The sequence below is a fragment of the Paenibacillus aceris genome, assembly GCF_017874035.1.
In the GTDB taxonomy this organism is placed as follows: domain Bacteria; phylum Bacillota; class Bacilli; order Paenibacillales; family NBRC-103111; genus Paenibacillus_E; species Paenibacillus_E aceris.
The window spans coordinates 1-1,018 of the sequence record NZ_JAGGKV010000060.1; the positions used below are offsets into that span (position 1 = coordinate 1).

Genomic DNA, 1,018 nt, shown 5'->3' on the forward strand with positions numbered 1-1,018 from the left:
CCCGAAGCTATGAATTGAAGCCCCAGTAAACGGCGGCCGTAACTATAACGGTCCTAAGGTAGCGAAATTCCTTGTCAGGTAAATTCTGACCCGCACGAATGGCGTAACGACTTGGGCGCTGTCTCAACGAGAGATCCGGTGAAATTTTAATACCTGTGAAGATGCAGGTTACCCGCGACAAGACGGAAAGACCCCATGGAGCTTTACTGCAGCTTGATATTGGACTTTGGTACGATCTGTACAGGATAGGTGGGAGCCTTTGAAGCCTGAGCGCCAGCTTGGGTGGAGGCGCCGTTGGGATACCACCCTGATCGTATCGGAGTTCTAACCTGGTACCGTGAACCGGTATGGGGACAGTGTCAGGTGGGCAGTTTGACTGGGGCGGTCGCCTCCTAAAATGTAACGGAGGCGTTTAAAGGTTCCCTCAGAATGGTTGGAAATCATTCGCAGAGTGCAAAGGCATAAGGGAGCTTGACTGCGAGACCTACAAGTCGAGCAGGGACGAAAGTCGGACTTAGTGATCCGGTGGTACCGAATGGAAGGGCCATCGCTCAACGGATAAAAGCTACCCTGGGGATAACAGGCTTATCTCCCCCAAGAGTCCACATCGACGGGGAGGTTTGGCACCTCGATGTCGGCTCATCGCATCCTGGGGCTGAAGTAGGTCCCAAGGGTTGGGCTGTTCGCCCATTAAAGCGGTACGCGAGCTGGGTTCAGAACGTCGTGAGACAGTTCGGTCCCTATCTGTCGCGGGCGTAGGAAATTTGAGAGGAGCTGTCCTTAGTACGAGAGGACCGGGATGGACGTACCGCTGGTGTACCAGTTGTCTCGCCAGAGGCACCGCTGGGTAGCTATGTACGGAGGGGATAAGCGCTGAAAGCATCTAAGCGCGAAGCCCCCCTCAAGATGAGATTTCCCAGTATGTAAGACCCCTTGTAGACGACGAGGTTGATAGGTTCGAGGTGGAAGTGCAGCAATGCATGCAGCTGACGAATACTAATCGGTCGAGGGCTTAACC

1 rRNA gene is annotated in these 1,018 nt (G+C 54.0%); it reads left to right on the forward strand.

The features are described 5' to 3' along the window. A 23S ribosomal RNA gene (locus tag J2Z65_RS35080) occupies nucleotides 1-1,018 on the forward strand; the annotation flags it as partial.